The 26,749-nt window shown below is 67.1% G+C and carries 31 protein-coding genes; 16 read left to right on the forward strand and 15 right to left on the reverse strand.

Annotated features, from left to right (window positions below; all coding sequences use genetic code 11):
- Nucleotides 1–279: 279 nt before the first annotated feature.
- Nucleotides 280–1,077 carry a hypothetical protein gene (locus tag JL475_RS28145; protein WP_202280768.1) on the forward strand — a complete coding sequence of 266 codons (798 nt, stop codon included), beginning with the start codon at nucleotides 280–282 and terminating at the stop codon, nucleotides 1,075–1,077.
- Nucleotides 1,067–2,233, forward strand: coding sequence for an ImmA/IrrE family metallo-endopeptidase (locus JL475_RS28150; protein ID WP_202280769.1), 1,167 nt, complete (start codon nucleotides 1,067–1,069; stop codon nucleotides 2,231–2,233). Before JL475_RS28145 ends, JL475_RS28150 begins: the two co-directional genes overlap by 11 nt.
- A gap of 79 nt (nucleotides 2,234–2,312) precedes the next feature.
- Here JL475_RS28150 and JL475_RS28155 read toward each other — a convergent pair whose 3' ends face one another.
- The 3 genes from JL475_RS28155 to JL475_RS28165 form a co-directional block, all read right to left on the reverse strand.
- Nucleotides 2,313–3,461 carry a DUF4365 domain-containing protein gene (locus JL475_RS28155; protein WP_202280770.1) on the reverse strand — a complete coding sequence of 383 codons (1,149 nt, stop codon included), beginning with the start codon at nucleotides 3,459–3,461 and terminating at the stop codon, nucleotides 2,313–2,315.
- 19 nt (nucleotides 3,462–3,480) lie between these two features.
- A complete protein-coding gene (locus JL475_RS28160; protein ID WP_202280771.1) occupies nucleotides 3,481–4,728 on the reverse strand; it encodes an XRE family transcriptional regulator in 1,248 nt (415 codons plus the stop codon).
- Between the two features lie 158 nt (nucleotides 4,729–4,886).
- Nucleotides 4,887–5,222 carry a winged helix-turn-helix domain-containing protein gene (locus JL475_RS28165; protein ID WP_237408517.1) on the reverse strand — a complete coding sequence of 112 codons (336 nt, stop codon included), beginning with the start codon at nucleotides 5,220–5,222 and terminating at the stop codon, nucleotides 4,887–4,889.
- A gap of 630 nt (nucleotides 5,223–5,852) precedes the next feature.
- Here JL475_RS28165 and JL475_RS28170 point away from each other — a divergent pair.
- The 7 genes from JL475_RS28170 to JL475_RS28200 all read left to right on the forward strand — a co-directional run bounded on the left by JL475_RS28170 (nucleotide 5,853) and on the right by JL475_RS28200 (nucleotide 10,896).
- Nucleotides 5,853–6,140, forward strand: a complete 288-nt coding sequence (locus JL475_RS28170; protein WP_202280772.1) for a hypothetical protein — start codon at nucleotides 5,853–5,855, stop codon at nucleotides 6,138–6,140.
- Nucleotides 6,137–7,126: a DUF2637 domain-containing protein gene (locus tag JL475_RS28175; RefSeq protein ID WP_202280773.1), complete on the forward strand. Its 990-nt coding sequence runs from the start codon at nucleotides 6,137–6,139 to the stop codon at nucleotides 7,124–7,126. Before JL475_RS28170 ends, JL475_RS28175 begins: the two co-directional genes overlap by 4 nt.
- The gene (locus JL475_RS28180) at nucleotides 7,126–7,497 is read left to right on the forward strand and encodes an RRQRL motif-containing zinc-binding protein (protein ID WP_202280774.1); all 372 of its coding nucleotides are present in this window, start codon (nucleotides 7,126–7,128) and stop codon (nucleotides 7,495–7,497) included. The genes JL475_RS28175 and JL475_RS28180 overlap by 1 nt, the downstream gene beginning before the upstream one ends.
- A gap of 92 nt (nucleotides 7,498–7,589) precedes the next feature.
- Nucleotides 7,590–9,815, forward strand: coding sequence for a cell division protein FtsK (locus JL475_RS28185; RefSeq protein ID WP_202280775.1), 2,226 nt, complete (start codon nucleotides 7,590–7,592; stop codon nucleotides 9,813–9,815).
- 140 nt (nucleotides 9,816–9,955) lie between these two features.
- Nucleotides 9,956–10,213: a hypothetical protein gene (locus tag JL475_RS28190; protein ID WP_202280776.1), complete on the forward strand. Its 258-nt coding sequence runs from the start codon at nucleotides 9,956–9,958 to the stop codon at nucleotides 10,211–10,213.
- 14 nt (nucleotides 10,214–10,227) lie between these two features.
- Nucleotides 10,228–10,419, forward strand: coding sequence for a hypothetical protein (locus tag JL475_RS28195; RefSeq protein WP_202280777.1), 192 nt, complete (start codon nucleotides 10,228–10,230; stop codon nucleotides 10,417–10,419).
- 15 nt (nucleotides 10,420–10,434) lie between these two features.
- Nucleotides 10,435–10,896 (forward strand): hypothetical protein, encoded by a 462-nt coding sequence (locus JL475_RS28200; protein WP_202280778.1) that lies wholly within the window; start codon nucleotides 10,435–10,437, stop codon nucleotides 10,894–10,896.
- Here JL475_RS28200 and JL475_RS28205 read toward each other — a convergent pair.
- A complete protein-coding gene (locus JL475_RS28205) occupies nucleotides 10,893–11,207 on the reverse strand; it encodes a hypothetical protein (protein WP_202280779.1) in 315 nt (104 codons plus the stop codon). The genes JL475_RS28200 and JL475_RS28205 overlap by 4 nt on opposite strands.
- Nucleotides 11,208–11,475: 268 nt before the next feature.
- A complete protein-coding gene (locus JL475_RS28210) occupies nucleotides 11,476–11,724 on the reverse strand; it encodes a hypothetical protein (protein WP_202280780.1) in 249 nt (82 codons plus the stop codon).
- Between the two features lie 33 nt (nucleotides 11,725–11,757).
- Between JL475_RS28210 and JL475_RS28215 the strand changes: the two genes are divergently transcribed.
- The 5 genes from JL475_RS28215 (at nucleotide 11,758) to xerC (ending at nucleotide 16,549) form a co-directional block, all read left to right on the forward strand.
- Nucleotides 11,758–12,267: a hypothetical protein gene (locus JL475_RS28215; RefSeq protein WP_202280781.1), complete on the forward strand. Its 510-nt coding sequence runs from the start codon at nucleotides 11,758–11,760 to the stop codon at nucleotides 12,265–12,267.
- Between the two features lie 159 nt (nucleotides 12,268–12,426).
- Complete coding sequence (locus JL475_RS28220; protein WP_202280782.1) at nucleotides 12,427–13,317, forward strand: bifunctional DNA primase/polymerase; 891 nt, start codon at nucleotides 12,427–12,429, stop codon at nucleotides 13,315–13,317.
- 349 nt (nucleotides 13,318–13,666) lie between these two features.
- Nucleotides 13,667–14,833, forward strand: a complete 1,167-nt coding sequence (locus JL475_RS28225; protein WP_202280783.1) for a DUF3631 domain-containing protein — start codon at nucleotides 13,667–13,669, stop codon at nucleotides 14,831–14,833.
- Between the two features lie 226 nt (nucleotides 14,834–15,059).
- Nucleotides 15,060–15,269, forward strand: coding sequence for a helix-turn-helix domain-containing protein (locus tag JL475_RS28230; RefSeq protein WP_108906899.1), 210 nt, complete (start codon nucleotides 15,060–15,062; stop codon nucleotides 15,267–15,269).
- Nucleotides 15,270–15,343: 74 nt separating this feature from the next.
- Nucleotides 15,344–16,549: a tyrosine recombinase XerC gene (gene xerC / locus JL475_RS28235; RefSeq protein ID WP_202280784.1), complete on the forward strand. Its 1,206-nt coding sequence runs from the start codon at nucleotides 15,344–15,346 to the stop codon at nucleotides 16,547–16,549.
- A 513-nt stretch (nucleotides 16,550–17,062) separates the two neighbouring features.
- Here xerC and JL475_RS28240 read toward each other — a convergent pair.
- Both JL475_RS28240 and JL475_RS40365 read right to left on the reverse strand, forming a co-directional pair.
- Nucleotides 17,063–17,629 (reverse strand): Uma2 family endonuclease, encoded by a 567-nt coding sequence (locus tag JL475_RS28240; protein WP_055628263.1) that lies wholly within the window; start codon nucleotides 17,627–17,629, stop codon nucleotides 17,063–17,065.
- Nucleotides 17,626–18,132 carry a helix-turn-helix domain-containing protein gene (locus JL475_RS40365; RefSeq protein WP_272932984.1) on the reverse strand — a complete coding sequence of 169 codons (507 nt, stop codon included), beginning with the start codon at nucleotides 18,130–18,132 and terminating at the stop codon, nucleotides 17,626–17,628. The genes JL475_RS28240 and JL475_RS40365 overlap by 4 nt, the downstream gene beginning before the upstream one ends.
- Nucleotides 18,133–18,201: 69 nt before the next feature.
- Between JL475_RS40365 and JL475_RS28250 the strand changes: the two genes are divergently transcribed.
- Nucleotides 18,202–18,465, forward strand: coding sequence for a group II intron maturase-specific domain-containing protein (locus JL475_RS28250; protein ID WP_272932985.1), 264 nt, complete (start codon nucleotides 18,202–18,204; stop codon nucleotides 18,463–18,465).
- Between the two features lie 426 nt (nucleotides 18,466–18,891).
- On the opposite strand, the gene JL475_RS28255 is transcribed toward JL475_RS28250, so the two are convergent.
- From JL475_RS28255 to JL475_RS28290, 8 genes are all read right to left on the reverse strand, one after another.
- Entirely contained in the window at nucleotides 18,892–19,371 is a 480-nt protein-coding gene (locus tag JL475_RS28255) for a riboflavin kinase (RefSeq protein WP_202280786.1), read from the reverse strand.
- A 41-nt stretch (nucleotides 19,372–19,412) separates the two neighbouring features.
- Entirely contained in the window at nucleotides 19,413–19,649 is a 237-nt protein-coding gene (locus JL475_RS41755) for a hypothetical protein (RefSeq protein WP_368860243.1), read from the reverse strand.
- Between the two features lie 101 nt (nucleotides 19,650–19,750).
- Complete coding sequence (locus JL475_RS28265; protein ID WP_202280787.1) at nucleotides 19,751–20,269, reverse strand: flavin reductase family protein; 519 nt, start codon at nucleotides 20,267–20,269, stop codon at nucleotides 19,751–19,753.
- A gap of 35 nt (nucleotides 20,270–20,304) precedes the next feature.
- Entirely contained in the window at nucleotides 20,305–21,237 is a 933-nt protein-coding gene (locus JL475_RS28270) for an SDR family NAD(P)-dependent oxidoreductase (protein WP_202280788.1), read from the reverse strand.
- 70 nt (nucleotides 21,238–21,307) lie between these two features.
- Nucleotides 21,308–22,078, reverse strand: coding sequence for a glucose 1-dehydrogenase (locus tag JL475_RS28275; protein ID WP_307825181.1), 771 nt, complete (start codon nucleotides 22,076–22,078; stop codon nucleotides 21,308–21,310).
- 99 nt (nucleotides 22,079–22,177) lie between these two features.
- Nucleotides 22,178–23,137 (reverse strand): oxaloacetate decarboxylase, encoded by a 960-nt coding sequence (locus JL475_RS28280; RefSeq protein WP_202280789.1) that lies wholly within the window; start codon nucleotides 23,135–23,137, stop codon nucleotides 22,178–22,180.
- A complete protein-coding gene (locus JL475_RS28285) occupies nucleotides 23,134–23,658 on the reverse strand; it encodes a cupin domain-containing protein (RefSeq protein WP_202280790.1) in 525 nt (174 codons plus the stop codon). Before JL475_RS28285 ends, JL475_RS28280 begins: the two co-directional genes overlap by 4 nt.
- 31 nt (nucleotides 23,659–23,689) lie before the next feature.
- Nucleotides 23,690–24,874, reverse strand: a complete 1,185-nt coding sequence (locus JL475_RS28290) for an LLM class flavin-dependent oxidoreductase (protein ID WP_202280791.1) — start codon at nucleotides 24,872–24,874, stop codon at nucleotides 23,690–23,692.
- A 750-nt stretch (nucleotides 24,875–25,624) separates the two neighbouring features.
- Between JL475_RS28290 and JL475_RS28295 the strand changes: the two genes are divergently transcribed.
- Entirely contained in the window at nucleotides 25,625–26,677 is a 1,053-nt protein-coding gene (locus JL475_RS28295; protein ID WP_202280792.1) for an AraC family transcriptional regulator, read from the forward strand.
- The last annotated feature ends 72 nt before the right edge of the window (nucleotides 26,678–26,749 follow it).

Below are 26,749 nucleotides of genomic sequence, written 5' to 3' on the forward strand. Positions count from 1 at the left end.
GCATGTCCCTGATCCGGGACCGCTGACCTACGCGTTCGCCGTCCAACAGCGTCCACTTCAGTCCGAGACGGTCGTCGTTCGGCTGCTCTGTTTGGCCCCCTGTTTGGCCCCCAGAGCCGCATGCCCTGATCGCCCGTCAGTGGCGGACATGCGCGCAGACAGAGCGAGCATCAGAGGTGATCCTGAACCATAAATGCAAGGATCGCGTGATCAACTGAAGCGTCGGGTGTATGGTTCTTGGCTAACCGCTAGTTTCGGACGGTCAGATAGGAGTGGTACGTGGGTAGTTCGGTCCCGCAGTGGGCTCGAGAGCAGTACGGCGATGATGCGGATGCGATACGCGCCGCCGTCTGGTGGTCTCTGGAAGACACTCAAGAGGCGACGCTCGACGTGCGCGCCGCAGCTCGATCGAGGTATGGGTTCGCGCCTGGCGGCGCGCGCATGACCAATCAGTTCGAGAGGCTTGTTGAGCGCATCCTCGATCTGAGGGTTGAAGGCACCGAGATCGTGAAGACCGGTACCTGGTACAAGCTTCCACTCGTTCACAACACCTTGCTGTTCCCTGTCTGCACTGAGGTGGATGGCACGGAGCCGCCCAGTCATTGGCCGCGGAACAGGGAGCTGTCGGGGCTCGTGAAGGAGATCTTTGCGGCCACCAGCCCTACCACCAAGCTCTGGGTCGCGGATCCGTTACCTGATCTGGAAGCGTCGGAGCTGGTCCTGCGCCCTTCCCTCGCGGAACTTGCAGAGCGGGACCCGCGCCCGCACCTTGTCCTCGTGGTCTACGAGATGGATCGTTCCGGCCTCAAGCGTGCCTGGTGGGGCATGGTTGAGTTGCTGGATGAGATGGGCACCCTCGGTTGGCTGACTGAGCGATCCCTGCTCACCGCCCCGGAGAGGACCCCCCTGTTCGCTGTGTCTGACCTGAACGCGGATGATGATCGCTTCGACTCCGGTGACCTGCCGGAGGTGCCGATGGCTGGTCGTAGCGACGAAGAGCGGAAGCTCGGGCTTCCGCCGACGACCGAAGCGGCGGAAGAGACTGAGGACGACTCTGCTGAGAGCGATGAGGACTGACCATCCAACGATCCCCGGGCTGGGCCTGGACGACACAACACTGAAAGCCGTCTGGGATGGCTTCCACCCGCCCAGGCTGACTCAAGCACGCCACCTTGCAGGACTGACAAAGAAGGAGGTGGCGCAAGGGATCGGTGTGTCGCCTGCGGCCATCGGACAGTATGAGACTGGCAGCAGCAAGCCCCGTGTCGGGTTGATTCCGCGCCTGGCCGAGGTTCTAGACGTGCCCATTCAGTTCTTCCTGGCGGGTCGCCCGATGGGCAAGCTGGACACGTCTATGGCTCACTTCCGGGCGTTGCGCTCGACCAGTGGGGCACAGCGCAACAAGGCTCTCGGCTTCGCCGGGCAGACGTGGGAGCTCACTTACGCGCTTGAGAAGCGCGTACGGTTGCCCCTGGTGGATCTGCCAGGCTTTGCTGGCGGCGAGATTCACCCCGGGACAGAGGTTCCAGCCGACCCCGTCGGGGCTGCGCGGGAGCTCCGGAGACGCTGGCGGTTGGGGAAGGGCCCCCTCCGCCATCTGGTCCGACAAATGGAAGCTCACGGAGTTGTGGTCGTCTCTCCGCCAGAGGCAGACCAGGCAACGGTGAAGATCGATGCCTTCGCGAGCGGGGGCCTTCCGCGGCCCCTTGTCGTCTTGACGCCGAACCGGGCAGACGATGTGTATCGGCATCGATTTAGCGCAGCTCACGAGCTTGGTCACTTGGTGCTGCACGCGGCGTCTACCGGAGATGCTCGCCAAGAGCGCGAGGCTGACGCGTTTGCCGCCGAGTTCCTCACGCCTCGGACCAGCATTCTCCCGCTGCTGCCACGGAGGATGGATCTAGCGCAGCTAGCCGACCTATCGCGGACGTGGGGTGTGTCAGTCAAGTCTCTGATCTACCGGTGTCGAGAATTGGGGTTGGCCTCGGATGCCACGGCAAGCCGGGCGTACCAGCGCTTGAATGTGCTGGCTGGCCAGCCTGGTTTCTCTGCCGAACCGGTCAGCGGATTCCCGGGAGAGCAGCCGGTGATGCTGCGGCAAGCGTTCGAACTCGCGGAGCGTGATCAAGAATTGACTATTCGCGATCTAGCCCGTGAGCTTGCCTGGAAGCCGGCCCGCGTGAGAGAACTGCTCGGCATGCCCGACAGCCGTCCGGTTCTACGCCTGGTGTGAGTGCGACGACTGCGAGGGGGCCGGTGACGAGACCGGCCTCCTCGCTTTCTTTCGAACCGGTTCATGGCTCACTTCTAGTTTATTCACTCCACAGTGCCCACATTGCGGCTGCCAGCTGCGGCTTCTCGTGGTAGATCGCGATGATGACGTCCATCACGCGAATTCCTCTCCGCTCACATGTAAGCTCCACCTTAGATGCGTCTAGCTCAAGAGCTTTCATAAAGAATATAGGGGTGGCGGCGTCGCTATAGCGCACCCTTCCGTCTGCTGCCGTCCAGCCCCTGTCGCCATCGAAGACTATTTCCATCAATCTCTCGGCGTGCTCTGCTGGGCGTAGATCCAGGATGGAAGCAGCGCTTTTTAGCGTTGAGCTTTCGAGGAGATTGATATCAACTCTCTCCTCGTTTCTCTCGATTATCTCGAGCATGTCATTCTTGCTGAATTCAAATAGGTTGACAAGTTGGTCCATCAGGTCCCTGGGGTACGGCGGGCGCTGCCAGTGTGAGCGCTGTGCGGGGAGTAGTTCTTCGAGCTCATTACCCCAGTGGTGCCTGAAATCAATGAGGGTTTGCTGTCCGAAGTGTTTCCTCTCCTCTTCGCTGATCCTGGCTGCCAGGAAGGAGATATCCTCGATTTCCATTCGAGTGGTGTAGGCCCTGAGAAGGTCGAGGACTCTGCTGTCTTGATGTGCCATCAACAGGCAGCCCTCGATTGCGATTCTTCTTGCTACTGGGTCGCTGTTTGAGAGAGCCAAAACCCAGTCGCCGGGACCTGCTTGTCTGGCAACTCTTAAAATCTGAGGGACGGTCTCTGTGCTGAAGGGGTGAGGCGCGCTTAGCGCCGTCAAGTCGCGGTTTCGCTGCAATTGTTCGGTAATGTTCCCCCAATGCATTCGTTTGCTGTCTGGGTCCACTGTGATGAGAACCGATGGAATAGGGCCGTCCGCATAGTAGGCTCGATGTTCGACGTCAAGCTGGCATCGGCCGGTTCCATCGCTTTTATGATATTTGGACCTTCCGCATTTTACTTGGATTCTCACCAGGGCGCCGGACAGTTGATTCGTTCCGCTGTGGGGAACCTGTGCGATTAGGTCAGTTCCGTAATCATCCCCTTGGTCCACGCTGATCATCGGCACGCCGGCTTCGAGGAACGTTAGGCGGACAAGAGATTCCCCTGCGTTGCCAGTCAGATGTTGCGGCTGGATCTTTGGTCCGATCGGATCGCTCACAAATATCTCCTGATAGCGCTCACTGAGGCAGGAAACCTGGCTTCTCCTGTCCCAGCGCTTGCAGTCGAGCAAGGTAGTCCTGTGCCGCAGGTTCTGAGCCGTAACGGCGCTTCATCTCGGCGGCAAGTTCACGGCTGGTCATGATGAGCGACGGCACCGACTGACGGTCCCCTTCGAGAGCCCGCTCGCCCATGATGAGTGCCTGCTCCAAGTCGCCCTCACGCGCTGCCGTGACTCCGAGCGTGACCCGTGCTTCCGCGTTGCGCATCGGCGAGCGCTCGGAGCCGTCGAAGTCTGTCCCCGCCCTCAGCACCTCTTCGGCGAGCGTGCGCGCAAGCTTGTCTTCGCCGACCAGGCGATAGCAGTCCATCGCGTAGAAGTCGAACTTGGCAGGGTCAACCACGAAGTGATTGTCCAGGTTCTCGGGGTAAGGCATCCCTTCGAGCAACCGCCGCCCCTTGTCCAAGGCCACCTCGACCTGCCGGCGGTCCCCGATCCGAGCCCAAGCCTTGGCCTCCTGGGCTGCGAGCTGCACGGCCACGCTGTGGTGCTGCGCCTTCTCGGCTCCGGCTTGCGCCGCCGCAATGACGCCGCGGTAGTCGCCGGTTGTGAGTGCGAACCATGCCCGCATCTCGTGCGCCCACCCGGCGACCTCCGCCTGGTCAGCCTCGGTCGCGAGTGAGAGCGCCGCCTGCCGCGTCGACTCTGCAGCGTGGCGTGCGCCCGTGTCGTACTCGACACAGCCGACCAGGAGCGCGAGCCAGCCGGACAGTGCGAGAACCTCACGGTGCTGCGCAAGCGTGAGGCTCTTCGTGTGAAGCTCGACGACACGGCGAAGCCACTGCCGCCCCTCGATGAGAAGCTGCTCGCTCGGCATGAACGGGTACTCCGAGGCAAGTCGGTCCGTCGTGATCCGCAGAGCATCGAGCGTGGCGTTGTCGACATCAGACCGGTTGAGACGACTCACGATCTCCAGCGTCTCCATGCCGGACGCAGCCAGGATCTCCCTATCCCCGTCTCGCCGTGAGGGTGCCGGGAAGAGCGCGTGCGTCACGGTGCCGAAGAGGGCCGCGATGATCGGTTGGTAGAAGTCGTTCGGCATCTGGCCTGACTCCCAGCGCTTCCACTGGCGAATCATGCTGTCTTCCGCGGGCAGCTCCGTGGGAGCGTGCGCCCGCAGTGCCCTTACGGCGTCACGCTGCGACCAGTCACGGGCCGCCCGTTCGGCAGCGATGCGCCGCGCCCATGCGGGCCTGTCGTCGGTCATGTGCCCTCCTTCGAGTGCCTACTCCGAGTCTCACCCGCGAGCCAGGGGGACAGGGAAGGGGACAGAGGGGTGTCACTGGGCATGTCCCCACCTCCGTCGAGCCGTCCCCTGGGTGTCACCTACCTCACAACTCCCGTTCCCCGCATGCTGGTTGCAGATCACGCACCACCCGGGGCGGAACGCTTTTCGAGCGCTGCGACCCGTTCAGCCAACGCCTGAATCTGGGAGCGAATTTCCTTGATGTCGTCGCGCACGTCGCTGCTGGGGGAAGCCCCGTCGCTGACGAAGTTGCCGAGGTTTCCGGCCGACACGATCAATCCTTCGGCCCGGAGCGCGGCCAAGCCGTTCTGGATGGTCTGGCTCGCGAATCCGAAGCGGTCGATCAACTCGCGCTGTGACGGGAGCTTGTCCCCCGGCTTCATCTTCTTGATGTCGTCGCGAAGTGCGTCCGCGACCTGCACGGCTTTCGGCTTCGGCCCTCCTGTGGCAGTCATGCTCTGAGCGTACCCACCACAGCGAACTAGAGCGCAGCACCTCACGGGGGTTGTGAACCACAGCAGACTAGTGCACGCTAGTCAATGAGTGGCCCGCCCGAATCCTCGGGAAACGGCCGCTTGACCTGCACGAATGCACAGGGCGGGGACGCTGCAATCCCGCTAAAGGCCAGGTGGAACAGGGTTTCGGCCCGTACTGGCGAGGTGGCCCGGTGACCGCGAGCAACGGCCGGAGGGTGGGGACGAGGTCCCCCTTGCAGTGCGAATCCCCTGTTCAACGACCTGAAGGAGTGGCAATGAGTCGACGAAAGCGATGGGCGCGGCCGTGATCGACCGGCACGGCGGCGCCGTTCTATCCCTGGTCCGTGGGCGCCGCAGGGCGCTGCGGGCAACCGGTCATCTCTCACCGCACCGCGGCGGCTAGCGCTGCGGCCGGTTGCCTCCTCCGTCCGTGCGGGAGCTCTGCGGAGCGTCGCGTACGGACGGAGCAGAGGGGAGCCGGAGCCGGTTCAACCGGGCCCGCCGGGTCCGGGTCTGACTTTCCCTTCCGCCGCAGGGCGGGCGCCGTCTCTCCAAAGCCTGCGCCCGTCCCGGCGGTCTTCCTGTCCCTCCACCATCAGGAGCCCTGTCATGCGTGCGTACATCGGCGGTCATCAGGCCGTCTCCGCGAACGACTTCATCGAACTGGCCCTTGGTACCCCGGTTGAGCTGTGGCTCGGGGTCGAGGGCGAGAACGAGCAGGAGCGCGCGGCCCGCCTGGACGCGGCCCGCGACATCCTCGCCGACACCCCGAGCCTTGCCGACGATGTGGCCCGGATCGCTGCCGAGGTCATCGACACGCACCCGGAGCTGTTCGACGTCATCCCGCTGCCGCGCCCCGCTCGGCGGGGCGCGATGCGCAAGGGGGTGGCAGCATGACGACGCAGACCATCGAGCGTCCGGCCGTGCCGCCGCTGACCCGCCCGGAAATGGGACTCGCCGGACTCGGAGCGCTCGCCGCTGCCGGCGTCGGCGCGCTCGGTCTGATCTCCTCCTTCGACGCGGTATCCGCTGCTGCGGCCCGCTGGGGCTTCGGCGAGCCGTGGATGCTGCCGGTCGGGATCGACGTGGCCATCCCCGTGTTCACCGTCGCCAACCTGCTGCTGATCCGCATGGATATGGCGCTCGCGTGGGTGCGGTTCGTGCCCTGGGCCCTCACGCTGATTACGTGCGGGCTGAACATCGCGGCCGGACACTCCCTGTCGGCCAAGGTGGCGCACGGCACGATGCCGCTGCTGTGGGTGGTGTTCTCCGAGATCGGCGCGCACATCTACGCCGTGCGGATCGGCGCCGCCACCGGTCGCCGCATGGAGAAGATCCGGTTCTCCCGCTGGCTGCTCGCCTTCCCCTCCACCTTCGCGCTGTGGCGCCGCATGACGCTGTGGGAGGTCACCTCCTACTCCGAGGCGCTGGCACGAGAGAGGGAACGGCAGTTGGCCCGCGCGGACCTGCGCGAGCGCTACGGCCGCAAGTGGCGCTCGAAGACCCCGCGGCGCGAGCGCGTGATGCTGCGCATGGGCGACCTGGCACCCGCTGTCGAGCAGGAGGCGCCCGAACCGCCCCCGGTAGAGAATCCGCCGGCACCCCCGGTCGACCCCAAGCCGCGCCCGCGCCGCCGGACCCCCGCCAAGGGCAAGGCCAAGACGCAGCGCAGCTTCGAGGAGCTGCTGACCGAGGCGCGCGTGCTCACTGCCGAGTGGACCGAGGCGGAGTTGACCGCGGACCGCATCCGCACCGCCGTGCACGTCTCACAGGCCAACGCTCGCAAGCTGCGGGAGCAGTTGAAGGCAGAGCGCGTCGACGGCCGTCCGCTGCACTCCGTGGACGACCCGGAGGGCGACGACACGACGGCTGAGGCTGCCTGATGTTCGCCAGGTGCTTCGACCCGACCGGCACAAGGCACGGACTGCCCACCTACCCGTGGCGCTGCGCCCCTGACGGACTCGCCACCAAACGGCAGTTACGGGCCCGCGGCTTACGGCCCGGTGGGCAGTCCATCGCGGCGCAGATCATGCGCCCGCGCTACCGGCGCGGTCCGCTGGTCGCCTACCTCTACCGCGTCGACCGAGCCAAGCCCGTCCGGCCGATGACACCGGGCAAGTGGGCCGCACTCGCCAAGGCGAACCGGGCCCGCCGCATCTGCCCCGTCTGCCGACAGGACGCCGGATACGTCATCCCTACCTCGCTCGGCATGTGTGTGCCCTGCGCCTACCCCGAGGAACAGCGCGCCGCCTGAACACCTCGCACCACGATCCGGCGGGGCCCGTCCGCTCACCTCCTACAGCGACGGACCGGCCCCGCCTTTCCTCCCACTGGAAGGGACCTTCAGTGAAGCACCCCGACGACGACAACGAACTGTTCAGCCGACTCGAAGCCGAGATGAGCGCCGACTCCGGGGGCGAGGTAGTCGACCTCGATAAGGCTCGGTCGGCCCGTACCGGGTCGGCCGACCCGACTGTCCGACTCGACTCCGACCCGTCGGCCGACTCCGACACCGCGCGGTCGGGTGCCGAGTCGGACGACCCGACCGTCCGCGTGATGGTCGACCAACCGACCCCAACCGCGACCGGTCCGGGCTACCTCGGTCGGCTGCTCGGTGCCCAGCGCCGTGCGGTCGTTCCCGAGTGGCTGCGGTCGATGGCGGAGCTGCGGACTGCCACGGCGTGGGTGGCCCGCCACTACGCCCACTCGATCGGCTACCACGCGCTTCGGACCCCGGTCTACGCCGCCCGCCTCACCCTCCAAGCCCCTTCCGGCGTCGCCAAGTTCGTGGGCGGCACCATGCGGTGGATGGCCGACCGCGAGGGCGAGCCGGTCCGACTCGCCGCGGTCCGCCGCGAGGATGCCGCGGAGTACCTGAAGCTGTCGCGGCAGCGCGACGGACGGGTCCGACTGCGCACCCTCGTGGCGGTGCTCGCGATGTTCGTCGGGCTCGGCGCCGCGCTCGCCATGTACGTGCTCGCCCCCGACTGGCTTCAGGCGGTGTCGGTAAGCGCGGTCGTGATGGCGCTTGGGTTCGCCGGCCGCCGCGCGGATGACCCGGTTATCCACCGCGCGGTGGAACTGCCCAAGGCCACCAAGCTCACCAGTGACATTGTGATGCGTGCGCTCGGGGCGCTGGGCATCCCCGCCATCAATCAGGCGCAGGCCAAGGGGCGGGACGGGTTCGAGTTCACCGCCCCGATCACCCGTGACGGCCCCGGTTGGCGTGCGGAGGGCAACCTCCCGTATGGCGTCACGGTGACCGACGTCATCGAGCGTCGCGACCGGCTCGCTTCCGGCCTACGCCGCCCGCTCGGGTGTGTGTGGCCCGAGGCGGTACCGGATGAGCACACCGGACACCTCGTGCTCTGGGTCGGTGACCAGGACATGTCCCGCGCCAAACAGCCCAAATGGCCGCTGCTCAAGTCGGGCTCGGTGGACCTGTTCAAGCCGGTCGCCTACGGCACCGACCAGCGCGGACGCTGGGTCGAAGCCACGCTCATGTACATCGCGGGTGTCATCGGCGCCATCCCGCGGATGGGCAAGACCTTCCTGCTCCGTCTGCTGCTGCTCATCGCCGCACTGGACCCACGGGCGGAGCTGCACACCTACGACATGAAGGGCACGGGCGACCTGGACCCGGTCGGCGACGCCGTCTCACACCGCCACGCCGCGGGTGACGACGACGAGTCCATCACCTACTGCCTGAACGACTTCCGGGCCCTGCGCGAAGAACTGCGGCGCCGCACCAAGGTGATCCGCTCCCTGCCGCGGGATGTCTGCCCGGAGTCGAAGGTGACCAGCGCCCTCGCCGACAAGCGCTCCCTTGGGCTGCACCCGATCGTGATCGGGGTGGATGAGTGCCAGGTGCTGTTCGAGCACCCCGAGCACGCCAAGGAGTTCGAGGAGATCGCCACCGACCTGGTCAAGCGCGGTCCGGCCACCGGCATCGTGCTGCTGCTCGCCACGCAGCGCCCGGACGCCAAGGCGCTGCCCACCGGCATCTCCGCGAACGCGTCGGCCCGCTGGTGCCTGAAGGTCATGGGCCAGCTCGAAAACGACATGGTCCTCGGCACGTCCGCCTACAAGCGCGGGGTGCGGGCGACCATGTTCGCCTGGGGCGACAAGGGCATTCACTACTTCGTCGGTGAAGGCTCGGACGCGCGGATCGTGCGCGCCATCTACGTCGACGGCCGCGACGCCGACGCCATCGGCGCCCGCGCTCGCCGCCTGCGTGAGGAGGCGGGCACCCTGTCCGGGCACGCGCTCGGGGAGGCACCCGAGCCGGTCACCAGCGCGTATGACCTGCTGCGCGACATCCTCGCCGTTGTGCCGGCCGATGAGCCCAAGGTGTGGTCCGAGACCGTCGTCGCCCGGCTCGCCGAGCTGCGCGAGGAGGTCTACGACGGCTGGGACCCCGAGGGACTGGCCGCGGCCCTGAAGCCGCACGGTGTCTCCACCATCCAGGTGGGCCGCCGCGTGAAGGGCAAGGTCGTCAACCGGCGTGGCATCGACCGCTCCCACATCGTCGCTGCGATTGCGGAGCGTGACGGAAAGCGGGACACGGGCTGACCGTCCGGGGCCGCTAGCGCTAGCGGCACACACCGCTAACGTTAGCGGCTCCGCTAGCGCCCCAAACCACGCCTGATCAGGCCGCTAGCGGATAGCGGCCCACCTGCGGAAACCCTTGAAACCGCCTGGAAGGGCCCGTCATGACCCCTGTCCTGCTCGCTATCACCCTGATTCTTGGCGTAACGCTGTGTTACGTCGCCGTGTGTGCCGCCTCGCCCTTCGGCAACTGCCGCAAGTGCAACGGCTGGGGCTTCGCCATGAAGACCGACCGCAAGGGCCGCATGAAGCGCGGCAAGGACTGCCGCCGCTGCAAGGCCACCGGCAAGCGCATACGCGTCGGCCGCTGGCTCTACAACCGCTGGGCCCGCATCTACCGCGCGGGCACCGACACCCTCTGACCGGAAGGCTTCCGATGATCCTGAACATCTCCGCCGTGCTGCTGTTCGGCGCCGCGTCCGTCCTCGCCGTCAAGACCAAGTCCGCCGGAGGCGGCGCGGCCATCGTCCTGTTCCTGTTCGGGTTCTTCGCCGCCGGGACCGGCGCGTACGAGCCCATCCGCAACCTCGTGCAGGCAGGCGCCGACGCCCTCAACGACCTCGGCTGACAGGAGACCGCAACCATGAACGAGCCCACCAAGCCCCTCGTACCCAGCCGTCGCGAGGTGACCGTGGAAGTCCACCGGCCTACGCTGCTCACCCCGGTACCGTCGGCGCCGGTCGTACCGGTGCAGCCGGACACGATCCCGTCGGTGACGAGCGTCGTCCTGCCGGACGGCCGGATCGTCACCGGCTACGCCATCGAGCACCCCCAGCCCGCACCGGTCACGGCCAAGCCGGCCGTCTCCCGCGCGGCGGTGAACGTCGCCCTCGGGGGCGTCGGCTTCCTCGCGGTGTGCGGCGGGCTGCTGCTGCTCACCTCGTTCATCGCCGCGCTGACCGCGTTCATCACCCAGCTCATCATCCTGGCCGCCGTCGTCTTCGGCGGCTGGATCGCCGCCCAGGTCCTCGGTCCGAGCGGCAAGGGCGGCACGACGGTGAACATCCGCAAGGCCACCTTCAAGCGCAACCACTTCCACGGCTAGGGCGTGCCGCTGCCCTGTCGAGTACCACCCGCTTGATTGCTCACCATCATCACGATGATGCCGGTCAGCAGAAGCCCGCCGCCGAACAGGGTCCCCAACGACCGGATGCCGGGATTGCTGATCACCAGCCCGAAGACCACCTGCCAGCACAGGGCGAAGGCAACCACCAACTGACCCCAGCCGTGGAGGCGAACGCGGCGAACCCGACGCCGGGTCATGGGGAGCACCCAGCCCCGGGTGACCGCCGCTACTCCCGAGGCAGTGAAGAGCAACGCCACCAGAACAGAAGGTATGGCGATATAGAGCTCCATGGCCCCTCCCTACGCGCCGGACCCACGCCGGACGCCGTCGTGATCATGACACTCACCGTACCCCGCGTCCACGCGCTTCCGTAGCCCCCGGCCCTCCTGATGGGCCGGACAGTCCCAGCTACGCCAAGGGCGGCCCCCTTCCGCCAAGAACGCGGGGCCGCCCTTGTCTCCCAGCACCTTCAACAGAACTGACGTGCACCGGCACCGGGCCGTGCGCCGGCGGCCACGGCAAGTGGGAGCAGCGCGCCACCACTTCCACGGCTGACGGTCAGCCGTCGTCTCGACCGGCCCTGCGTCGGATGACGGGAGCCACCCACTGGATGCCCACCACAGTCAGCGTCAGCGTCAGCGCGGACGACAGCGAGTCGTCCCACGACCTGCCCATCACCACACGCCAGAACACGGCGCCCAGCCCGTACACGGCACCCGTGACGGCCAGTGCCACCAGCCAGCGCAGCAACCGGCGCCGACGCCGTGGCTTGGACAACTCATCGCCTACCTGCTGACGCTCCGCCATGCCCAACACCTACCCCCCTCGAAGGGACTTCTCGTGTTCGAGATCCGCGTCATCTGCGACCCCGTCGACACCGAACACATCACCACCGCGCTCAACGACACGTTCACCACCGGCGCCGTACGTACCTACGCCACCCGCGACGGCGAGCGCACCCGCCTGTACGTCACCGCCGACCACCGACCGGAGCCGGGGCCGTGGCCCATGGCGGAAGAGGCGTACGCGCTCGCCCCGAGCATTGTCCGCGAGATCGGATGGACCGCTCAGACGGCCGCCGACAAGCCGTTCGGTGAGGACCTGGACCGGGAGTACTGGCTCCGTAAGGCCGCGTTGCTGGACCGCATTGCGCTGCGCGACGAAGAGGACGGCCTCCGCGGCGACGCGGCCGAGGTGGCCACGGAAGCGGCCCGTCGGTTCATCGCGTACGACCGGGACGGTGAGGGCGACTACCACGGCGCCCCGTACTGGCCGGAGCACCCGGCGACGGCCGCCGACCCGCGCGGCTACGTCCGCCAGGAATACGCCCACTGGGCCAAGAACCACTAGCTACGCCCGAGGCGGGCGCCGTCTCTCCAAAGCCTGCGCCCGCCCCGGTTCTCCAGTCCCTCCAAGAGAGCAGGAGACATCCAGCATGACCCAACGAGCGTCATTCGGCGAGGGCCGTCCGGCCCATGCCACCCCATCGAGCGGGACGGGGGTGACGGCATGAACCGTCACCTCCTGTTCGCCGCCTTGGACGCTGCAGAGCGAGGGTGGGCGGTCCTCCCGCTTCGCCCTGGCGACAAGCGTCCGGCCCTGCACGGTGAGGACGTCTGCCCCGGCATCGGGGACTGCGCGGGCGGTCACCGCAAGTGGGAAGAGCGCGCCACCATCGACCCGGACCGCATCCGGCGCGCGTGGGGCGACCTGCCGTTCAACGTCGGCATCGCGACCGGCCCGTCCGGGCTGGTCGTCGTCGACCTCGACATGCCCAAGCGCAAGAGCAGTACGGACACGCCTAACGGCGTGACGACCTTCAAGGCGCTCTGCGAGCGCGCCGGGCAGGCCGTCCCTGTCACTCGCACGGTGCGGACCGCGAGCGGCGGGGTCCACCTGTACTTCACCGCCCCGCCCGGCGTCCGGCTCGGCAACACGGCCGGACGGCTCGGCAAGCGCATCGACACCCGCGCGTGGGGCGGCTACGTCGTCGCCCCCGGCAGCCTCACCAACGCGGGCGCCTACGCGGTCGTCAACGACGCGCCCCCCGAGCCTCTGCCGGAGTGGCTATGCACCCGCCTGACGCATCGTCAGGCTTCGCGGGCACTGATGGCTGCACCGTCGGCCGTTCGAGCCTCTCACTACGCCGCAGCGGGCTTGAACGCGGAAACCGCGTCCGTGCGGCAGGCTCCACAGGGCGAGCGCAACGCCACGTTGCTCCGGGCGGCGCGAGCCCTGGGGCGGTTCATCGCGTGGGGCGACCTTCCCAGGGAGCAGGTTGAGGAGGCTCTTCAGTGGGCGGGGGAGCAGGCCGGTCTGTCGCCGCGGTCGTGTGAGGCGACCATTCGCAGCGGTCTGAACTGGTCGATTGCCCGCAACGGTCAGCGGAGGGCGGCATGAGCACCTCGCCCCGCCCCCCACTGAAGAGCCTCCCCCTCACCCCGACCAGCCTGCGCGCCGCCGCACAAGCCGCGCCCGGTCCGGCCGTGGGCGAGCCGAAAGGCGCCGCCCGTAAGGGCGTCCCCTCTGCTCTTCGTTCTGACCCGCGTCGGGGCGACGGACGGTACTCCGTCGCGTGGTTGTGCATCTCTGCGCCGCGCGGCGCCGTGCCTACCGCCACCTCGAAGTGCCTGTGCGGCAGGGATCGCAGCGCCGTCGGCCACACGAAGGTGCTGGCTCTGATCGACGACCACACCGCCCACCGCGACGCATGCCCGCTCCGCACCAACCAGGAAGGGAGGCAGGCGGCATGAGCACCAATCCGCCGGCACCCGCCACCGATGGCGCCGCACTGCTCGATGAGGTGGAAGCCTTCCACCGCCGCTTCAACATCTTCCCCCTCGATGCCGCGTACGTCGCCGTGACGCTGTGGGACGCACACGCGCACCTGCTCGACTGCTTCGACTCCACCCCGCGGCTCGCGTTCCTGTCGCCGGAGCCGGGTTCGGGCAAGTCCCGCGCCCTGGAGATCGTGGAAACCCTCGTGCCCCAACCGATGGTCGCGGTCAATGCCTCCGCCTCCGCGCTCTTCCGCGCGGTGTCCGGGATGGAGGGACGGCCAACGATCCTGTTCGACGAGATCGATACCGTCTTCGGCCCCAAGGCCGGAGAGAACGAACAGCTCCGCGGCTTCCTGAACGCCGGACATCGCCGCTCCGGCGTCATGTGGCGCTGCGTGGGGGACGGCTCCAATCAGCAGGTGCAGGAGTTCCCGTCGTTCTGCGGGGTCGCGGTCGCCGGGCTCGGTTCGCTGCCGGACACGATCCTGACCCGCTCGATCATCGTCCGCATGCGCCGCCGCGCGCCGAATGAGCGTGTGGAGCCGTTCCGGCAGCGCATTCACGAGAAGGAGGGGCACGCGCTGCGCGACCGGCTCGCAGAATGGGCACAGTCCGTACGCCATCTGGTCGACGGGGTATTCCCGGAGCTCCCGGAGGGCATCAGCGACCGACCCGCGGACGTGTGGGAGCCCCTGCTCGCCATCGCGGACGCTGCGGGCGGCGCGTGGCCAGAGCGGGCCCGCGCCGCCTGCATCGAGTTGGTCAACGCGGCCAAGACCAGCGACAAGGGCAGCATCGGAATCCGTCTGCTCACGGACCTGCGCGACTACGTGTTCAACGGCATCGACCGCCTGCCCACCGTCGCCATCCTCGACAGGCTGCACAGCCTCGAAGAGGCGCCGTGGGCGGACATGAGCGGCAAGCCGCTCGATGCCCGCGGGCTGTCGCGGATGCTGCGGGAGTACATGACCGCGGACAACACCCCCATCGCGGCCCGCAACATCAAGGCGGGCGGCAGCGTGATGAAGGGCTACTACGCGACGGATCTGCACGACGCGTGGCAGCGGTACTGCCCACCCCCCGCGGAAAGTGCGCTACTTCCGCTACCTCCGCTACCGGGCAGGTCAGAGCCCTGAAATCGGTAGCGGATGTGTACTCCGCATCCGCTACCGCGACGCTCCATCCGCTACCCGCCCCGCGGCTACGAACCCGGGGCCGGTAGCGGCTCCATCCGCTACCCGCACCCTTATCCGCTACCTCGATCATGCTCCTGACCAGGGCGGTAGCGGAGGTAGCGGAAGTAGCGGACCTGACAGGAAGGGGGCCACCGCCCCCGGAACCCTGCCGAGGAGGCACCACCGCATGACCACCGTCGCTGAACCCGCCGAACAGCTCCTCTACCGGCCGGAAGAGGCTGCCAAGGCTCTCAGGATCGGACGCTCGATGGTCTACGAGGAGATACGCCTCGGACGCCTTCAGACCGTCCGCATCGGCCGTCGCCGACTCGTGCCGCCGGAGTACATCGCGCAGTACGTCGAACTCCTGAAGCGCGAGGCAGAGGCCACCGCCTGAACTTCCCATCACCCCAGTTCCACAGGGCCGCGCCCCACAGGGCGCGGCCCTGTCCTATGGAGGCACAACAGAACATGACCGAGACCCCGAAACGCGCCCAAAGGGCTGGGCACGGTGCGGACACGATCTATTGGGACCCCGCCAAGAAGAGCTACGTCGGAGCCGTCTCCCTGGGGTACGCCCCGAACGGCAAACGCCGTCGGCCGAAGGTGTACGGCAAAACGAAGACCGAAGTGCGACAGAAGATCCGGGACTTGAAGAAGGAGGTGCAGACGGGCGTCAAAGCGCCGGCCAACTACACCGTGGCCGACGCGGTGAACGACTGGTTGGAGCGCGGACTGAAGGGGCGCGACGAGAAGGGCACCATCGGCAAGAACCGCTCGATGGCGAACAAGCACCTGCTCCCGTTCATCGGCAAGGCCAAGCTGAAGGAACTCAGCGCGGACGACGTCGACGACTGGTTGGACGACAGAGCCGAATTCCTCGCGACGCGAAGCCTGCGTGACCTGCTGGCCATCCTGCGCCGTTCCATCGCGCACGCTCAGCGCAGGGACAAGGCGGCGCGGAACGTCGCCCTACTCGTCACCGCACCGGAGGGACGCCCGGGCCGTCCGAGCAAGGCGCTGAACTTGGAGCAGGCGAAAGCCGTGCTCACCGCCGCGCGTCCGTCACGGCTGTACGCCTACCTAGTGCTCTCGCTCCTCAGCGGTGTGCGCACGGAAGAGGCGCGGCCCCTCACCTGGGATCACGTCTTCCTGGAGACGACGGACGGCATCCCGCCTCACGTCGCGGTGTGGCGTTCAGTGCGCAAGCACGGTGAGACCAAGACCAGGAAGAGCCGCCGGACCATAGCTCTGCCGAGACAGGTGGTCGACGTCCTCGAAGAGCACCTGCGATGGCAGAAGCAGGAGCGGGCATCGAGAGGGATGGAGTGGAGCCCGACCGGCCGTGTCTTCACGACTCGGAGCGGCGAGCCGCTGGACGCAGCCAACGTCCGGCGAGACTTCAAGGCCATCGTGAAGAAGGCCGGACTGAAGCCTGAGTGGACGCCGCGGGAGCTCCGGCACAGCTTCGTGTCCCTGCTCTCCGACCACGGCATCCCCCTGGAGCGAATCGCGCTCTTGGTCGGTCACAGCAGTCAGGCGACCACAGAGGCGGTCTACCGCAAGCAGCTCCGGCCCGTGATCACGCAGGGCGCCGAAGCGATGGATGACATCTTCGCCGTAGATCAGGAAGGGGAGGCCGCGGAGGACGACGAAGAGGGCGACGCGGTCGCCTGATCAAAATCGTTTGGCCCCCCGTTTGGCCCCCCAAGCACGACAGAGGGCCAATCGCGATCATGCGATTGGCCCTCTGTCCAGCGTCGGGGTGGCGGGATTTGAACCCACGACCTCTTCGTCCCGAATGAGGTTCGGTTGCTGAGCTCGCCAGGACGGATGGCGTTTTCCCTGGTCAGAGCGTCGGGCTGTCGTGGTCTCGAGTGGTCTCGAAGGGGCTCGGAGAGCGAGTCGGCTCCCCGATGGCTCCCAGGAGGACCCCCATCCGCCACCTCAGACTGGTCGGCGCCGACGGACTGGCGATCCGCCTTCTGGCGTGCGTGCACTGGGGCGGTCGACAGAGATGAGACCTACACATTACGAGGGCTGGTGGGGTGTGCCGGGTGGTTCCGGATGGTGCTCCACTGCCCGGATCTGCCTGGTCAGAGTCCGTGACAGGTGTCGCGCAGTCTTCTCCGTGATGCCCTGTGCGGCACCGTCCGCTCACGCACAGCGGGCCGCTGAGCAGCATGTGGGTCAGATCTGCCCGAGGTCGATCTCCACCGGGAACGGAGCCGTGACCTTGACGACGCCGGTGAACACGTCACCCTCCCGGTATGTCTTCGTCGCAGGGTCGAGCACGTACGTGTACACCAGAGGAACGCCTGTCGCAGCCTGCTCGATCCGCCAGTAGAAGCCGATGCCTGCCTTGGCATACTGGTCGACCTTCACGATCCGGTCGGTGGTCTCCGAGCCCGGTGACACCACCTCCGCCGCCAGCAGCACGTGCTCGGGCCGGGTGGGCGTGACGTCGATCGTGTCCGCGCGGTACACCACGACGTCCGGGCGGCGATTGGTCAGCGGGACGTCTTGGAGCCGGACGTCGAAGTCGGTGTCTGCGTTCCAGTCCGGCCCCGCGGCGGCATCCAGGGCGTTCGCCAGAATCCGAGCCAGCCGGTTGTGCCGCTTGGACGCACTCGGGCTCACGACGACCATCCCGTCAACGATCTCGATGCCGGCGCACTGCTCCTCGGACCAGGACTCGTACTCCTCCGCCGTGATCTGCTCGTGCATCCACGCCGGGGCCACCATCTCGGCCGTCATGAAGCACCTCCCGGACACTGTGCGGCGGGCCCGATCCCGCTCGGTTCAGCGTACTGTCTCCGGCCCCTCGGACACTCTGCCTCAGAGCTGTCGGACATCGGCGACATGCGTGCCGGCCTTGTGGCCGACGCCCCTCCGGAGCTGCGCCGCTGATCAGCGGCGGCGTGCTCTGCCTCGCCGCGGTCGCCGCAGTGGGAGCCGTCACGGTGGACCTGCGCCAGCCCGCCACTGGTCCTCGTCCCAGCTGTGCGCGACCGGCCCCTGCTCCAGCATCGCGGCCAGCTTCCCGCACAGCGCCGGGTGGAGTTCGCAGTGCCGCCCACCGGGCCCCGGGAGGCCGGCGCCGCCGGCCCTCCGGCAGCCCAGGCGCGCCGCCACTGGTAGGCGGACTTCGGTGTCACCTGCAGCGGCCCGGCGACCTCCGGCGCACTGGCCCCGGCCGCGAACAGCTCGGCGGCCCGCATCCGCAGTGCCTCGCGTCGCGCGCGTTCCTGAGCGGTCATCCCGCCGCTGTCTGTGCACCTCACACCTTCCGGTGTAGCGCTGTCGCCGCGTACCGCCACCCAGGCGGGCTGTCACCGGTCAGACCTCAAAGCGCCGAAGTCAGTAATCCAACCGTGCGGGGGTGGATGCAGTATTTCGGCCGGTTCTACCGGTTGGCGCTGACGCCCCTCCTGACGCGCATCAATGCCTACTTGGTGCGATGGATTCGCCAGAAACACAAGAAGCTCGCGGCGCTACGCAAGGCGCTCCAGAAGATGTGGGAGATCGCTGATCGGTATCCCCGCATGTTCGCGCACTGGAGTTGGACCACTGTGGCGTCCGTGGCCTGTTGATCAGAGTGGCAAGAGCCGTGTAACGGGAGACTGTTACGCACGGCTTCTATGAGAGCCGAGGGGTGAGATTCCCCTCGGCTACTCGGCATCTTCTGGCTCAGGCAACACACCCATTGCCGATCCTCGCCTGCTAGATCATGCCGCCGCACTCCTTCACCGTCACCCGTCTGTCGACCGTTCCCGATCCCCGCACCCGACCCGAAAAGCGTCGTCAGCTCGGCTTCGACACGCCGACCGCACGATGCGGGGACGCCGGCGTGGAGCGCTCTGAATCTGCCGCGAAGAGGCAAGCGGACGTCATGCTTCGGCTGAGTCCGACTCGCCGTGCGAGCAGGCCGACGTCGATCCGTGCGCACCCGGCGCGACGCTGCGCCTCCACAGCGGCCACAACGCGCAGAATTGCCCACCGAGGCGGTCGACGCGGGGTCATCGCGCGCCCGCTTCGAGCGAGATCGACGTCGCCCAGTTGCGGACATCCTCAATGTCTCTCGCCAACTGCCCCACAAGGTCCTCGACGTCACGAAACCGGCGTTGCGAGCGGAGCCGGTTCACGAGATGGACCGATATTTCCCGGTCGTACAGCTCGATCTCCACGTCGAGGAGATGGGCTTCGAGGAGTCGTTGGCCGTGGCGGCCGTAGAAGGTGGTTCTCCGTCCGATGGAGACCGCAGCAGGCCAGTGTCGGCCGTCATCCTCCGTGACAACTACGGCGGACCAGACACCGTCGAGGCGAGCGCTGGTCGCCATGGTGAGGTTGGCGGTGGGAAAACCCAGCAGTCGTCCGCGGGCATCGCCGTGTTGGACGACGCCGGTGACGACCTGGTCGTGCGACTGAAGGCTTTCGACCGCGAACGGCCGGCTCGCTGTCAGGCGCCCGGCCGGGCTCTGCCGAGTTGTCTGCAGCAATGGAATCCTCCTTGGTGCGGTCAGGGGCCACATCAGTGGCATCACATATGAACCGATCGGCGGCTCGCCTGTAGGGACCCTCGCCGGCTTTCTTGATGTCCTGAAGCATTCGACCCGGGCTTCTCTCTCAGCGCCAGTTCGGCCTGCTCCCACGTCTGAAAGCCCTCGTAGAAGATGACATCGATTCCTGTCTCGACCCGGTAGAGATTCGCACGGCGAATCGCCTCGTCGATACCTCCACCCGCAGCACCGAATCCGCCGGTGCGCGCGACGATCACGAATTCGGGATCCAGGCGGTCGCGAGCGTCAACAGCCGTATTCAGCCGCCCGGTCGCCTCCGCGCCGGAGATGCGGCGCGGAGGCGGTGTGCTCGACTCCGTTACGCGGCGTCGACTGCGGGAGGAGATGCGAGCTCGCGGAATGTCGAACCGTGCCAGACGAGCGGCTCGTTCTCACCGGCACCGAGACGGTGTGCTTCGAGCAGCACCATCCAGTGGTCGCCGGCTTCCGAGACGGCGGAGATGGAGCAGTCGAGCCACAACGCCGCATTGTCGATGAATACCGCACCGTCATCGCTCACTTCGATCGCGACCTGTTCGAATCGCGCAGCGCGATCCTTATGGGCGAGCTGTCGGGTGAGACCGCCCTGCCCCTTTCCGAAGATCGAGACGCCGAGACGGCCCGCCTTCGAGATCTGCTCCCACGTCACGGACGCCTTCTGCACCGCGACGGCGACGAGGCACGGTTCGAGGGACACGCCGACCATGAAGGACGATGCGACGAGCGCGTGCTTCTCGCCGTCGATGTCGGCCGCGAGCACGGCCACGCCCGACGGGAACTGTGCGAACGCGTCGCGCACGGCTCGAGGGTCCCCGACGATCTCGCGCACCTTGCTCACCGACCCGACCTCCTGCTCTACGACGGTCACTGGACTCACACCCTCTCCACGTTCGCGGCGTCCTCGGGCAGCACCGAGTCCAGCTCGGGAGCGAGGTGCACCATCTGGTCGCGGAATGACTCGCTCGCGTTGTGAAACACGCGCATCTCGCCGTCCTTCGTCAGGGCCTCGGCCTGTTCGACCCATGCCTCGGGCGTGGCCGCCGCAGCATCGACGCGCTCCATGCCCGCGATGACCACACGGCCCGCCGCGACACCCGCGATCTCGAACGTGTCGGCGTACGTCGTGGTGTCCTGGTGGGCGAGGTAGGTCACGAAGGCCGACACTGCCTCCGGCGGGACGTTCTCCTTCATGGCCTCCTGCACGACGGGGTTCGGGAACGCGTCCTGCGTCATCGGCGTCCAGGCCACGGGCATGAGCGTCGTGACCTGCACGCCGACCTCGCGCGCCTCGGCCGCGAGACCGATGCTCAGGCCCCACACCGCGGCCTTGGCGGCGGAGTAGGCCGAGTCGAGCGGCACACCCATGAGGCCGTTCGAGGAGATGTTGATCAGGCGACCCGTGCCCGAGGCGATGAGGTGCGGCATCGCGGCGCGCGACACCTCGACGACGCCCTTGACCGTGACGTCGAAGACGCGCCACCACGTGTCGCGGTCCATCTCCCAGAACGTGCCGAACGCGTTGATGCCCGCGTTGTTCACGACGATGTCGAGCCGGCCGTACGCGTCGATCGCGGTCTGCACGATGGCCTCCGCGCCGGTGACGACGTTGTTGATGTCGACCACGGCGATACCGCCGTCAGCGATGATCTCGGCAACGGCCGAGGCGGCGTTGTCCGCGTTGAGGTCGTTCACGACGACGCGCGCGCCGCGCGAGGCGAGCATCTTGGCGTGCGCGCGACCCATGCCCTGGCCTGCGCCGGTGACGATTGCGACGCGGCCGCCGAAGTCGAGGTTCTGTGCAGTCATGTCCGTGCTTCTCCTGAGAAGTTCTGCTGTGTCTGTGCGGGGCTGCTCCTGCGGCCCCGGGGCGGGCCGTCTACTTGCCCGCGAGGTAGCCGCCGTCGACCGGCAGCGTCACGCCCGTGACCATCCGCGCCTGGTCGGAGCAGAGCCACACGACGGCGTCGGCCTGGTCCTCCGGCTCGGCCAGCACTCCCATCGGGATGCCCGCCAGGATGCTGTTCCTGAACTCCTGGCCGGGGTTCTGCTCGAAGGCGTTCATCATCATCGGGGTGGCCGTGGAGCCGGGGGCGAGTGCGTTGACCCGGATGCCCTTGGGCGCGTAGTCCATGGCGACGTTCCGGGTCATGCCGACCACGCCGAACTTGGCTGCGGTGTAGGGCGCGTTGTAGGCGATGCCGATCAGCCCGGCGCCGGAGGCGGTGTTGACGATCGACCCGCCCCCGTTCTCCTCCATCGCGCGCACCTCGTGCTTCAGGCAGTAGAAGACGCTGTAGAGGCTGACCTTCATCACGCGGTCCCAGACCGCGCTGTCCATGTCGCCGATCGGCGCGAAGACACCGTTGGTGCCCGCGTTGTTGAACGCGAAGTCCAGCTTCCCGAAGGCGGACACCGTCGCGTCGACGAGCGCCTCGACCTGCGCCTCGTCGCTGACGTCGCAGCGCAGGAACGCCGCGGTGCCGCCCTCCTCCTCGATCTTCGCGACCGTCTCGGTACCGGCCGTCTCGTCGATGTCCGAGACCATCACGGAGGCCCGGGCCCGGGCCAGGGCGACCGCGGCCGCCTGCCCGATGCCAGACCCTGCGCCGGTCACCAGACCGGCCTTGCCACTCATCGAGCTCGCCACGAATCAGACTCCCTTGTCAGATCGGCTGCGGCGACGCGGGGGCGCCGCCAGGGTCCGCTCGGCCGGGTCAGGGGTCCCGGCCGAGCGATCCGTGGGTCGTCAGTACGTCTCTCCTGCGTGCGCGCTGCTCTCGTAGTCGCGCTGCGCGTCCTTCGGGAGGTACTTCTCCTCGATGCGACGCACCTCCTCGGAGGAGGGACGGCCGAACATGGCGCCCCAGCCGATGTCGTACTTCGTCCCGGCGTCGCCGTTCACCTTCTGGAGGTACTCGGGGAAACCCGTCGCCTCGCCGCTCTCGACGGCGTCGACCATGAAGTGGTAGACCTCGCGGACCCCGGGCAGGAAGACGGGCAGCGACTGCACCGCCTGCCCCATCGCCGTCATCTCGGCGACCGACCTGGTCCCGATCAACGGGACACCGACGACGTATGCGGGGCCAGGCGTCTCCTTGAGGGCGATCTCGGCCTGCTCCCACGTGTGGAAGCCCTCGTAGAAGATGACGTCGGCGCCGGTCTCGGCCTTGTAGAGCTGCGCGCGGCGGATCGCCTCCTCGAGGCCGCCGCCGGCCGCCCCGTACCCGTCGGTGCGCGCGACAATGACGAAGTCCTCGTCGAGCTTGTCACGCGCGTCGCACGCGGCGTTCAGCCGACCGATCGCCTCGACGTCGGAGACGAGCTCGACGCCGGCGACACCGCCCGACTTCTTCGGCTCGCGCTGGTCCTCGATGTGGATGCCGGCGACACCGGCGTCGATGAACTCGAGCACCGTGCGCTGCACGTTGAGGGGCGCACCGTAGCCGGTGTCGCCGTCGCAGTAGATCGGGATGTCGGCAGCGCGCGCCGTGCGGCGCGCGAGGTCGACGACCTCGGTCATGGCGAGCCAGCCGACGTCGGAGATGCCCTGCCACCAGGCCGACACCCCGCCGGAGAGCTGGAACGCGCCGAAGCCCGCGTGCTGCGCCATCTGGGCGTGGATCGGGACCGAGCCGAGCGGCAGCAGCTCGGTCTTCTCGCTCTCGAAGACCGCGCGCAGCGCCTTGCCGGGAGAGGTCAGGCTCACGCTGCGGCCCCCTCGGCGGTGTTGAAGCCGACGGTGACGACGATGTAGACGCAGTCCTCGTCGTAGGGGTTCTTCCAGGCGTGGGGCACGCCGGCCATGACGAGCAGGTCGCCCGGCACGAGGGTGCGCTTCTTGCCGCCCGGGAGCACCAGGTCGACCTTGCCGGAGATGACGACCTCGTAGTCGATGGTGTCGCTGGCGTGCATCCCGGCGTCGCCGTCGTCATCGGTGACGGTCATGCTGTCGCCGAGATCGTCGGCCCCCACCTCGCCCGACGAGTGCGCAGGGAAGCTGCTCACGCCGAAGGTGGATCCATTGGGTCCTGCCAGAGCGACCCTGGCCGGCGGGGCACCGAAGTTCTCCTTGCTGTGGCCGCCTTCGACGGCCCAGTAGAACGCACCTGCGGACACGCCGGGGAAGTCGAACTCGGCGGCAGGGCCCACGTCGAGGAAGTCGACGTCGCCGGACTCGGTCGGGCCCGCGACGACGAGTCGAAACTGCTTGGGGTCAGGGAACGTCATCTGCCTTCACTCCTTTGTGAACGGTCGGACGTCAGGCGCGCAGGCCCGCGTCGCGCATGAGCGGGAAGATCTGCTCGTTCATCCGGTCGAGGCCCTCGTCGTAGTCGACGAGGCCGGTGCAGATGCCCGTGATGCCCGAGTCCTGCAGCTTCTGGAGCCCGTCGACGATCATCTCGGGCGTGCCCACGAGCGGAACGAGACCGGCCCGGAAGAACGTCTTGATGCTCTCGTCCTGCTTCGGGTCCTCGGACTTCTTGTAGTGATCCCAGCTCCACCCGCGGGAGTCGCCGTTCTGGATGATGTGCTTGTAGCGGAGGGCGCTCTCGTAGTCGCCCTTCTCCTCGACGTACTCGAGGTACTCCCGCGCTTCCTTCTCCGTGTCCTTGCAGATGATGTGCACACCGGCCCACAGGCCGAGGTCCTCACGCCCGGCCGCGTCGGCGTTCTCGCGCAGCTTCGGCGTCACCGACTGGCTGTGCTCGACGCTGCCGATCGCCGCGAACAAGATGTTGGCGTGCTTGAACGCGAACTGCTGACCGGCGGGGCTGGAGCCCGCGCTCATCACCATCGGCCCGGGCGTCTGAACGGGCTTGGGCCACGACTGCGCACCCTGGAGGTGGAAGAAGTCCCCGTCGAAGTCGAACTGGTAGTCGTCTTCGACTGCCCAGAGCCGCTCGACGATGGTCATCCACTCGTCGGCGAGCGCATAGCGCTTGTCGTGCTCGGGCACCTCGACGCCGAACATGTGGTATTCGGGCTTGAAGTAGCCGGCTGTGGCGTTCAGGCCCATGCGGCCGCCGCTGATGTGGTCGACGGTGGCCATCATCTTCGCCGCCATCACCGGGTGGATGAAAGGGACGAGGCAGGTGGCGAAGATCTGTATGTTCTGCGTGGCTGCTGCCAGACCTGCGGCCCACGTGAACGTCTCGAACTGCCGGCCCCACGGGCGGTCGGGGCCCGAGAGACCCTGCCAGCGGGCGATGGGGATGAACCCGTCGACACCGTAGCGGTCGGCCTTCTGCGCGAGACCTTGGATCTCGCCCCAGTTGCCGAGCTTGATCGTGTTCTCGGCGAGGTTGAGACCGCCCTGGCCGGTCGTCACATTTGCGCCGAAAATCGCGACCTTGAACTTGTTCGGGCCACCTATCATGGGCCGCTGAGAGCGTTCGACTGTGTGATCAGCGACGAAATCACGCGGTGCGACATTCTGCGTCATTGGTTTTCTCCATATCGTTGTGGCTCTGAGATACCGAAGAGCACCTGGGGCAGATCGGGTCGCGTGAACAAGGGTTCGGTTGTCGCGATCGCGGGCAGCGTGCCGACCGGACGCGCCCGATTGTGATTGCGCTCTCCACTGGGTGTATGGCGAGCCGCGTTCTTGGCCTGCTGGTTGCAGCCAATTGTGATGGCGGCGTATACGCGATCCGCGTCGTCGTGGTTTTTCCAGACGTGCGCGATGTCGCCTATGACGAGCAACGATGATGACCCTGCCGCTGAGGGTGATCTCGTACGTTGGGGGTGCTCCCCGGATCTCCTTCGATGGCGGTGCGTCGGCTTCTCCGCCGACCCCCGTTGACGCATGACGCTAAGAGCGGGCAGCATCGGACCGTCATAGCAAGAGACGCCATCAGCGTGGGAAAGCGCGCCACAGCGCCTCCCCTTGCCGATTGGTGGCGCAAGATGTAAAGCTGCTGGCGTTACTTCAGATGCCTGGCGGTGCTCCAGCCACCGCAGCGCTTCCGGAGCGGCACCCCATCGCCTCGACGAAGAGGAGAGAAATGCGTTCTGCAACCGTTCCTCCCGGCAGCCGAGCGAACATGCCTTGCGGTGGAACGACACCTGGGCCGGCTTCGCCGGGACCCCTTGGCCGGCCGGCTCCCCACCGCGGCAGGTGGACGCGGCTTCCTCAGAGGGTTCCTGAACACGCCGGACCGCCTCCATGCGTCGGCGGCGAAAGAGCGCAGCGATGAAGCTGAGCTCTTATCAGAACTTGCGCGTGCCGAACTTCAGTGTTCACAATCTGCGCCAGATACTCGAGGAAGCGGATCTCGACTGGCGAACTGCGCTCGCGAATGCGGAGATCGACCTCAACGCGCTGAACCGACCGGGAAGCACTATTCCTGCAAGGAAGGAGCTGGCCTTCCAGCTTCAGTTCGTCGCTCTCACAAGAGATCGCGTCGATCTTTGGGTGCGAGCCTCGCGCGCCTACATGACGAGCACCTACGGCGCTCGCGGAATGGCCCTCGCGACCGCGCCGACCGTTGCGGCGTGGGCAGAAGTTGCCAGCGCGACTGATAACGCCCCTGGGCTCCTCGAGATCACGCCTCTCCGGGCACCGGATGGGAGGGTGACGGGAATCGAATTCACCTACCCGGACGCCCCGGAGGAGTTGATCCCGTTCAGCGTCTACCGCGATCTCTGTACCACCACCCCATCTCTCGCGTGGCTGTACGGCGGCACTTTCCCCTTCACCCGCATCGAAGTCCCTCTCGCGGAAGTCTCGCCCGAGGCCTTGACGTACGTCTCCTGCACCATCGACTGCTGTGCCGAGGCGTTGCGGCTGTGGTGGGACCCTGCGATATCAACAGAGGAGCTCCCCTTCGGCAACGCCTTCCAGCACGAGGCATGGGTCAAGGCGGATGCCCAGATCATCGACTCGTTCCGGGCGACTGGCGACTGGCCCCACACTGTCGCGAAAGCCATAAGGGCCGCACCCAATCTCAACCGCACATTGGCAAATGTGGCCGCGACGCTGCGAGTCTCCCCACGCACCCTGCAACGCAAGCTTGAACTCACGGGAAACGACTTCGCCCGGGTACGAGACGAGACTTTGAGTGACCTGGCCTGCGATCTGCTCTCGCATACAGATCACTCTGTATCGGAAATATCCCGCAAGCTGGGCTACGCAGATCCGGCCAGCTTCACGATGGCCTTCAAGCGGTGGAGGGGGATGCCTCCGACGGCGTTCAGGGAGGCTTCTCGCTACGAAGACAAGGAATCCTGGACATCAGCACACTGAACGGCCCCGCGGTTGCTGGTGATTACCTGCGGTGTCGGCGGTGCTGGTCGACAGCGATGGAGGCGGGTCCGA

The sequence above is a fragment of the Streptomyces sp. M2CJ-2 genome (assembly GCF_016757295.1).
In the GTDB taxonomy this organism is placed as follows: Bacteria; Actinomycetota; Actinomycetes; order Streptomycetales; family Streptomycetaceae; genus Streptomyces.